This is a genomic window from Verticiella alkaliphila (assembly GCF_018904615.1).
In the GTDB taxonomy this organism is placed as follows: Bacteria; Pseudomonadota; Gammaproteobacteria; order Burkholderiales; family Burkholderiaceae_B; genus Verticiella; species Verticiella alkaliphila.
Window position 1 is genome coordinate 74,101 of the sequence record NZ_JADCNH010000017.1, and the last position, 8,421, is coordinate 82,521.

The 8,421-nt window shown below is 68.0% G+C and carries 7 protein-coding genes; 3 read left to right on the plus strand and 4 right to left on the minus strand.

Features of this window, described 5'->3' with window-relative positions:
- Nucleotides 1-6: 6 nt before the first annotated feature.
- Together IMZ29_RS12710 and IMZ29_RS12715 are read left to right on the plus strand one after the other, a co-directional pair.
- Nucleotides 7-321: a hypothetical protein gene (locus IMZ29_RS12710; RefSeq protein ID WP_216184382.1), complete on the plus strand. Its 315-nt coding sequence runs from the start codon at nucleotides 7-9 to the stop codon at nucleotides 319-321.
- 48 nt (nucleotides 322-369) lie between these two features.
- Nucleotides 370-1,080, plus strand: a complete 711-nt coding sequence (locus IMZ29_RS12715; protein ID WP_216184385.1) for a hypothetical protein — start codon at nucleotides 370-372, stop codon at nucleotides 1,078-1,080.
- Nucleotides 1,081-1,185: 105 nt separating this feature from the next.
- On the opposite strand, the gene IMZ29_RS12720 is transcribed toward IMZ29_RS12715, so the two are convergent.
- The 3 genes from IMZ29_RS12720 to IMZ29_RS12730 form a co-directional block, all read right to left on the minus strand.
- Nucleotides 1,186-2,292, minus strand: coding sequence for a sensor domain-containing diguanylate cyclase (locus tag IMZ29_RS12720; protein ID WP_371820252.1), 1,107 nt, complete (start codon nucleotides 2,290-2,292; stop codon nucleotides 1,186-1,188).
- A 38-nt stretch (nucleotides 2,293-2,330) separates the two neighbouring features.
- Nucleotides 2,331-6,119: an ATP-binding protein gene (locus tag IMZ29_RS12725; RefSeq protein ID WP_371820250.1), complete on the minus strand. Its 3,789-nt coding sequence runs from the start codon at nucleotides 6,117-6,119 to the stop codon at nucleotides 2,331-2,333.
- 127 nt (nucleotides 6,120-6,246) lie between these two features.
- Nucleotides 6,247-7,029 (minus strand): AcrVA2 family anti-CRISPR protein, encoded by a 783-nt coding sequence (locus tag IMZ29_RS12730; RefSeq protein WP_216184388.1) that lies wholly within the window; start codon nucleotides 7,027-7,029, stop codon nucleotides 6,247-6,249.
- Between the two features lie 104 nt (nucleotides 7,030-7,133).
- On the opposite strand from IMZ29_RS12730, the gene IMZ29_RS12735 reads away from it, so the two are divergent.
- On the plus strand, nucleotides 7,134-7,586 hold the full coding sequence (locus tag IMZ29_RS12735; protein ID WP_216184391.1) for a hypothetical protein: 453 nt from the start codon (nucleotides 7,134-7,136) through the stop codon (nucleotides 7,584-7,586).
- A 42-nt stretch (nucleotides 7,587-7,628) separates the two neighbouring features.
- On the opposite strand, the gene IMZ29_RS12740 is transcribed toward IMZ29_RS12735, so the two are convergent.
- The coding region (locus IMZ29_RS12740) for an autotransporter outer membrane beta-barrel domain-containing protein (RefSeq protein WP_216184395.1) at nucleotides 7,629-8,421 on the minus strand (793 nt) is incomplete at its 5' end.

Here is an 8,421-nt window from a genome sequence, read left to right on the forward strand (position 1 = left end):
TATGGCATGATGACGCGCCTCGACCCGCAGAGCATGGACCGCCAGGATCCCGGTGAAGCTGCCTTCGCAGCAGAGCCGGTGGTGGATGGTGACTGTGTGCGTTTTACCTATTTCTTCGGTGTGCGAGGACCGCAGGTCTTCGAAGTCCCGTTGCCAGTGTTGCGCGCCTTGGGCGCCCAATCGGCCGGGACAGAGACGCTCCTGCAGGTGTTCCACGCCCATGAACGTGAGATCGCGCACGCAGCGCGACGGCATCGCGAGACACATGGACGTGCCGTGATCGTATTGACGGCCGCTGACCTGCCCCGCGCGCCGGCATGATGTCTGCCATGGCCCGCGCCATTCGGCGGGCAATGAGGAGACGTCGCTGTGCTGACGGATTTTGTGACGCGGATTGAAGCAGGGGCGGACGCCTCTTTACCCGAGTTGCCCGCCGGCACTCGGATCTATCTCTTTCCGGACGCTGATTATCCCGGCCTGGAGTCGGCCGTCGTGGCCGCGCTCGATCTGGAGCGCCGACAGCCGCTTGGGCTGGTACCGGGGGACGACAAGCATCGACTCTTCACGCGACTGCAACGGGGTTCGATTGCCACCGCCAAGGTGAGCGCGACGCAGACGGCCCGTGCCGGATTGGACATCGATGTGCACATGGAGGATTTCGGCGGCGGCCGCGCCCCGGATCCCCAGGAGCTGCTGCCTACCCGTCCCCCGCGTCGCACGGAGCTCGTGCACTTCGAGGGACGCACGCCGGACCGCACGCGGGTGCGAGATTGGGCGAGACAGCTGCTCGCCAAGGCCGGCGAGGCCGAGAACCGAGGTGAGGATCTGCGCGAGTTCGCCCGCGATCAGCACGCGGAGATCGAAGCGTTCGAGCGCACGTTGCCACCCGCAGAGGGCGAGCGTTTTCGCGATGCCTTGCATGAGGAAGTGCACCAGCTGGACGATGTGCCTGCGCCTGTGTTCTGGATGCTCGGCGAGACCGAGCCGAACGCGCCTGAGCGCAAGGGCGGCGGCCGTTGGTGGCGCTGGGCAATCATCGTGCTGGTGGCTGTCGCGCTTTACAGCTGGCTGCTGGGGTAGCGCCACCGCCCTGCCTTGCAGGGCGGCAGTGACCCCGCTAGTCGGCCTCGCCGTCGCGGCGTAAATGCTGCTTGCGCGAATACATGGCGGCGTCTGCCCGCGCCATCAGGGCGGCGAGATCGTCGTCCGATGCGGGATCGAAGGGCAGGCTGCCCATGCTGAAGCGAATGTCGTAGGGCAGGCCGGCGCCTTGCCTCGGTGCTCGAGCAGTTCGCTGACCCTGGCCTCGATCTGCGCTGCCTGGCTGGCGTCGGTGAACATCAGCAGGGCTGCGAATTCGTCGCCACCGAGTCGGCCCACCAGGTCGCCGTCGCGCAGGCTGTCGCGCACGGCCCCGGCGAAGGTCTTCAGGGCCCGGTCGCCCTCCGCGTGCCCGTAAGTGTCGTTGATGTGCTTGAAGCCATTCAGGTCGAAGGCGAGCAGGCAGGCGGGCTGCTTGAGCTGGCGACTCGCGGTGAGCCCGCGTTTGGCGAGGCGCTCGAAGCCACGCCGGTTCAGGAGCTGAGTAAGCTCGTCCATGTGCGCGAGCTGCACGGCCATGAGCTCCTGGCTGGCCAGACGTCCCAGGTCGCGCAGCAATTCGCGGTCGTCGGGCGTCAGCACGCGCGCCTGCGTGTCGATCAGGCACAGCGTGCCCACCTTGTTGCCGGGCGGAATTTCCAGCGGGCAGCCGGCGTAGAAGCGCACGTGCGGATCGCCCGTGACGAAGGGGTTCTCCCGGAACCGGGGATCCGCATGCGCATCCGGGATCACGAGCATGTCGTCCTCCAGGATGGCGTAGGTGCAGAACGAGTCGTCACGGGTCGTCTCCGTTGCATTCAGCCCTGCCGTGGATTTGAACCACTGGCGGTCCACATCCAGCAGGCTCACGAGGGCGATGGGAACGCCAAAGATGCGGCGGGCCAACCGGGTCAGGCTGTCGAAACGTTCTTCAGCAGGCGTATCGAGGATATCCAGGCCGTGCAACGCTTCGATGCGTGCAGCTTCGTTGGCGGGCCGGGGAGCGGAAACCATGAGCGCGATCTCAACGGGAAAAACGAGGTCGATGCTATCACGGTCGAGCAGGCGATCTTCGCAACCTTGCAAGCGCCCAAAACGAAAAACCCCCAGCGGAACTGCCTGGGGGGTTTTCGACACGGTTTCCCGGTGAGCGGTGCAGGACATGCCCTGCGACCCGCGGACAGCGCGCATTGCCAGCCGGTCTTTGCTCACCAAGGGGAGCGAATTCTACACAGGCTGGCCGAGCCTGTCTAACCCGCTGGGGTGTCGTGCGATGGCTGGCCCTTCGCGGACGCGGCCTGTCCGGGCGCGTTGGGCGCCTCTTGCGTGCAGATGCGGGCAAGCAGGCGCTCGAGTTCGACCGGGTCCACGGGTTTCACGAGGTGGTGCTCGATGCCGACCGCCCGCGAGCGCGCCATATCGGCTTGCTGGCCCCAGCCGCTCAGCACCACCAGGGTGATGTCCTGCAGATGGGGTTGGGCGCGCACGCGCTGGGCGAGCTCATAGCCATCCATGCCGGGCATGCCGATGTCCAGCAGCATGACGCGCGGGTGAAAGCCCTGCAGGGCGGCGAGCGCATCGGGCCCGCTGCGGCAGACACGCACCTGCGCGCCGAGCGCCGACAGGATGGCGGCCATGCTGTCGCCGACGTCGGGATGGTCGTCGACCACCATGATCTTGCCGAGGCGTCGCGCGGCGTCCGGCACAGGGGCAGGCGTTGCCGCAGGCTGCGCCGGCGCTCGATCCAGCGGCAGCCGAACCACGAATTCGCTGCCGCTGCCGGGCCCATCACTGTATGCCTGGACGCTCCCCTGGTGGCGCTCGACGAGATTGCGCACCAGCGTGAGGCCGATGCCAAGCCCGCCCTGGGCGCGCTCGTTCAAAGGATCGACCTGGGTGAAGAGATCGAAGAGCCGAGGGAGCATCTCGGCGGTGATACCCACGCCGTTGTCGCGTACCCGCACCACCACTTGGCCGCGTTCGCGTCGGGCGGACACATCGATGCTGCCGCCCGGATCGGTGTACTTCGCGGCGTTGTTCAGGAGATTCGCGAAGACTTGGGTCAGGCGCACAGGATCGGCCCGCAGGTACAAAGGCGCGTCAGGCAGTGATACCGTGAGCCGGTGGGCGTTGGCATCGATGAGCGGTCGGCTCGTCTCGATGGCATTGCGCAACAACGAGTCCACATCGACGGACTGCTTGCGCAGCGTGATCTTGCCGCCCGCGATCCGCGAGATTTCCATGAGATCGTCGACGAGCCGCACCAGGTGCCGCACCTGGCGCTCGAGCATATCGCGCACGTTGTCAGCGGCCGCGGGCTCCAGGCCTTCCTGGCGAAGCAGGAAGAGCCCGTTGCTGATGGGCGCAAGCGGATTGCGCAATTCATGGGCGAGCGTGGCCAGGAATTCGTTCTTGCGCCGGTCGGCGTCCTGCAGACGCTGCTGGGCGTGCTTGAGTTGGGTCACGTCCTGCACCACCGTGCAGGCGCCCATCACCGTCCCGTCGTCGTCACGCCACGGTGCCGCGCTCACGCGCAGCCAGTGCTCGACGCCCTCGTCATCAAGATAACGCGCATCCAGCCCGGGCACCACGGACTCGCCACGCAGGGCGCGCGCACTCGGCCACTCCGAAGGGGCGAGGGCATTGCCGTCGGCGTCCCACGCCTGCCAGCGGGCTATCCGCTCAGGCGTGCGCGAAGGCACCCCCTTGGGCACGTAGCGTTCCATCAGTCCGTTGGCCAGCAGCCAGCGGCCCTGCAGGTCCGTCACGCCCACGCCGGTCGGCAGTTGATCGATGACGGTGCGCAGGCGCTGCTCGCTGGCGCTCAGGGCATGCCGCGCTTCGGCGCGCGCGGCGGCAAGCCGGACGTGTCCGTCCACGCAGGCGATCAGCTCTCTCGCGGAAAATGGCTTCACGAGATAGTCGTCCGCGCCTGCGCGCATGCCGTCCATCCGGGCCTGCTCGCCTGCACGGGCCGAGATCAGGATGACCGGCACGTCCCGCGTGCGAGCATCCTCGCGCAAAGCGCGCAACAAGGCGAAGCCGTCCAGGCCCGGCATCATGATGTCCGTCAGCACCAGGGCGGGCGGATCGTGCTGCGCGCTCGCCAGCGCGGCCTGGCCATCCGGCACGGTCTCCACCTCGTAGGCAGGTGCGAGCAGCCGCGCCACGTAAGTGCGCATGTCGGCGTTGTCGTCCGCCCAGAGGATCCGCGCGCGCGGGGCGGCGGCCGAGGCGTCGGTGGGGCGCGGGGTCGCGGCAGTCTCGTCGGGCGCCCAGCGTAGCGACTCCTCGAGAAAGTGCTCTGCCCCGAGCGCGGTGGAGGTGAGGTCGGACGGCGCGCCCAGCCGGTCGCTGGGCAGGTGAGCCGTGCCCTTGCGCAGCGTCACCGTGAATTCGCTGCCTTCGCCGAGCGTGCTCGAGACCTGCGTGTGGCCTGCGTGCAGCTCCACGAGGGCATGGACCAGGGCGAGCCCGATGCCCGTGCCCTCGCGGGTGCGGCCGTGCGCATCGGCGATCCGGTGAAAGCGTTTGAAGAGGTTCGGCAGCTCGGCGGCGTCGATCCCCACCCCCGTATCGCGCACGCTCAGCGTCACGTGTGAGCCCGCATCGCGCAACCGCACTGCGATCTCGCCGGCATGCGTGAACTTCAACGCGTTCGAGAGGAGGTTCATCAGAATCTTCTCGTACATGTCACGGTCGACGTACAGCGGTGCGTCCAGCGGATCGCAACTGACCGACAGTCGCAGGCCTGCCTTCTCGATCGCCGATTCGAACACGGCCGTGAGTTCGCGCGTCAGCGTGTCGAGCGGGGTGGCCACGAAACTTGCCGCGTGGCGATCGGCCTCCAGCCGCGAAAAGTCCAGCAGCTGATTGACGAGCTTTTGCAGACGCAGCGCGTTGCGTTCGACCATCGCCAGCTGATCGCGCGCGGGCGGATTGACGGGATCGGCGAGCATCGCCTGCACGGGTCCGAGAATCAACGTGAGCGGCGTGCGGAACTCGTGGCTCACGTTGGAGAAGAAATCGGTCTTGGCGCGATCGAGATCGGCGAGGGCCTGGGCGCGCCGGCTTTCCTGCTCGTAGGCGAGCACGTTGGCAATGGACGTGCCCGTATGCAGGGCGACCAGATCGAGAAAGCGCGTGTACTCATCATCGAGCGGCCGACGCGGGCTCACCCCGAGCACGATCACGCCCGAGACGGCACCGTCGGCTGCCCAGCGAACCGGCACCACTCGGGCGCCATCGGCGGGCTCGGGCCAGGCACCGCCCGGCAGCTTCAGCCCGGCCGCGGTCAGATTCACATCGATGGCTTGACCGGTCCGACTCGCCTGGGCCAGTGGCCAAGTGCTACTGGCAAGATGTGCGGGCTCGGACAGGCCGGTCGAGGCGAGCAGCGTGAATGTGGCGTCGTCCGATCGTTCATAGATGGCGGCGAAGGGCACATCCAGCCGGTTCTCGTCCAATGTCTGCGAGATGTGCTGGCAGGCGGCCGCCATGTTGCGTGTCTCGAGCGAACGCATGCCGAGCTTGCGCAGGGTCTCCCAGCGTCGGGCGTTGATCACCTGGTGCGTGGTTTCCGTGCAGGGGCAGAAGACGCCCTCGACGGTGCTGCCGTCGGCCGAGAAGATGGGCGCATAGGTGAATGTGACGTACACCTCCTCGCGCGGCAGGGCCCGGTCGAAAAAGTACTGCCCGTCGTGGGTCCACGTGGCCTGGCGGGTGCGGTAGACACTCTCGAGCATGGGCCCGATGCTGGGCCAGATCTCCCGCCAGCACTGCTCGCCTGCCTGCCCCAGCGCCATGGGATGCTTCGCGGGGCCGAGAAACGGGATGTACGCATCGTTGTAGAGGATGCGGAAATCCTTGCCGAACCACAGCAGGACGGGGAAGCGCGAGCTCAGGCACAGGCTGAGCGCGGTCCGCAAGGTCGCCGACCACGTCTGCGGCTCACCGAGCGGCGTGCCCTGCCAGTCGAGCGCACGGATGCGCTCGGCCATCTCGCCTTCCTCGGGCATGAAACCAAAACGGGTGTCCACCTCACCTCCAACTCGATGACTGCAAGGTCATGCTGGTGCCACTCATCAGCCCGGGCCGCCCCGTCGGCGGCACCGGCAAGCGATCGTCATGATCGCTGTCGCGTTGCAAGAATGATTCCGGGGGGGCTCAGGCGACCTGCCACAGGACTGGCGAGGCAGCGGCGAACATCTGCAGGCCGCGTTTGGTCTTGCGAGGCGACGGATTCACCGGCCGTTGCGCGTTGCCGTCGCGGCGGAAGACGGCCTGCGCATCGGCGAGATGCAGCAAGGGCAGGATCCACGGCCACCAAGCCGCGCGTTCGGCGGGCGCGGCGGCTACCGTCGTCGGCCCGGAAGGCGCGCGCGAGCCACTGGCGGCGTCCAGGGCATCCTGCAGCGGGCCATCGGACAGCGGCACGGCGAGCGCTTGCAGCCCCTTCTCGCCATCGAGCAGAAGGCGCAGTTCGACACCGCCGTCGTTGGCATCGCACTCGAGGTGCGCCCAGAATCCAGCCACCGTGGCACCCTGCCAAGTGCCGCCCGGCGTCTCGACATACACACACCATTGCGGCAGGTGGTGCAGGGCGCTGCAGGGCACATCGGGGGGCAGACCTTGCTGATCCAGCTGCTCGCGCACGGCCTCGTCCAGACGATAGATGCCCTGCGTCATGCGCCAGGTGCCGAGCGCGGCCAGCCGCGAGACGTCGCCGATCGCGGCGAGATCCTGCAGCGGGCGCCCGCCGTTGCGCACGCGGGCCACGGCGGCATACCAGCCGGCCATCGGCAGATAGCACCAGGCGGGCCAGTCGGGAATGCCGGGACGTCCACGCGTCTCGCGCATGGCCTCGGCCATCTGCCAGGCCTGAGGGTAGGCGGCATGCGCCGCTTGCAGCGCGGCGCGCGCGCTGTGGGTGGGGGTAGGAGAAGCCATGGGCGCGAGTGTACGCGCAGCCGCACGAGGCCAGCCAGAGGCGTTCGCTACAATCGCCGCTGCCCGGCGGTGTCCGGCCCTGGATTGTCGACAAGGAGGTTCCCATGGAACTCAACGACGGGTTCTCGCGAGACCTCGAACAGCTGCTCAAGGATCACCCGATGTCTGGCAGCGAGAAGCCTGAGCCAGCGCAGATCGACGCCTGGATCGCCTTTGCGCGGCAGTGGAACCGTGAGGTGTCCGAAGGTTTTGCCGCCTTCAGCTACGCGCTGGCCGGCGTGGCGCCCGAGGCCCCGCGCGTCATCGGCCATCCCTGGCGCTCACGCATCGTCAATCGCTTCTTTCGCAAGGGCTGCGCGCACATCGCGGACCAGGCGGATCTGGCGAACATGGTGGGCGCTGCGATCCGCCAAAGCAGCAACGAACGACTGGCCGAGGGCGCATCGATCGCCAGTCTCATGTTCTGCAGCGAAGCGGGGCCGCCAATGTCCGAGAAAGAGGCCAAGATGATGGCCGAGCTCGTGGCGTGGCAATCGTACAAGGCGACGCGCGCGTAGCGTGGCAGGAAGCCGGGCTGCCGTCGGCGACCCGGCCGTCCATCACCACCGATACGTGAGGCCTGCCGACACCGTGTGCGCCGTGAGGTCGCGGTTCAACGTGGCGTCGTAGCTTGCGAAGAACTGCAGATGCTGAGAACGCTGCGCGGCGAGACTCGCGCCCACCACACCCGTGCTGCGACCCAGGCTGGCCCCGTCCACCCGGAAGGCGGTGCCGCCGATACCGGCGAGGGTGGCCTCAACAGCCGTCTGGCGATCCCCCAGGTGATGGTAGTAGCGCGCCCGCAGTTCGGGACTCACGGCATAGCCGTTCAGGTCGAAGGTGCGCGAGACGCGCACGCCGACCGAAGGCATGATGAGGTGGCGGGTGTCGCTCGCGACGTGCAGCGAGGCGGCGCCGGCACCTGACTCGGAGAAGCGGCTGCGATACAGGCGGTAGTAGTCCAGGCCCAGCGAGGGCTCGGCCTGCCAGCCGCCGAGCGCGTGGCGCGTGCCGAGCTTGGTGGCGAGGCTCAGATCGTGCCCCTTGGGCGAGGCGCTCGCCTGGCGGGCCAGGCCCCCGAAGGCCAGGCGTCGGGTGGTGTCGTAATCGACGTAGGTATAGGCCGCCGTGCCGTCCACGAAGACGTGGCCGGCGTTGGCCGAGCCGTACACCGAGAGCTGATAGGCATCCGCCCGGGTGCGCGCCACGCCGTCCTGGCTGTCGGTCCTCACGTTGCTATAGCCCACGCTCACCCCGGCCAGGCCCGCGCCGACGGGGGCGTCTGCGCCGAGCAGGATCCCGGCGCTGCGCTGATCGAACGCGTGGGCGCCGCGACCGCGGCCCGGCGCCCAG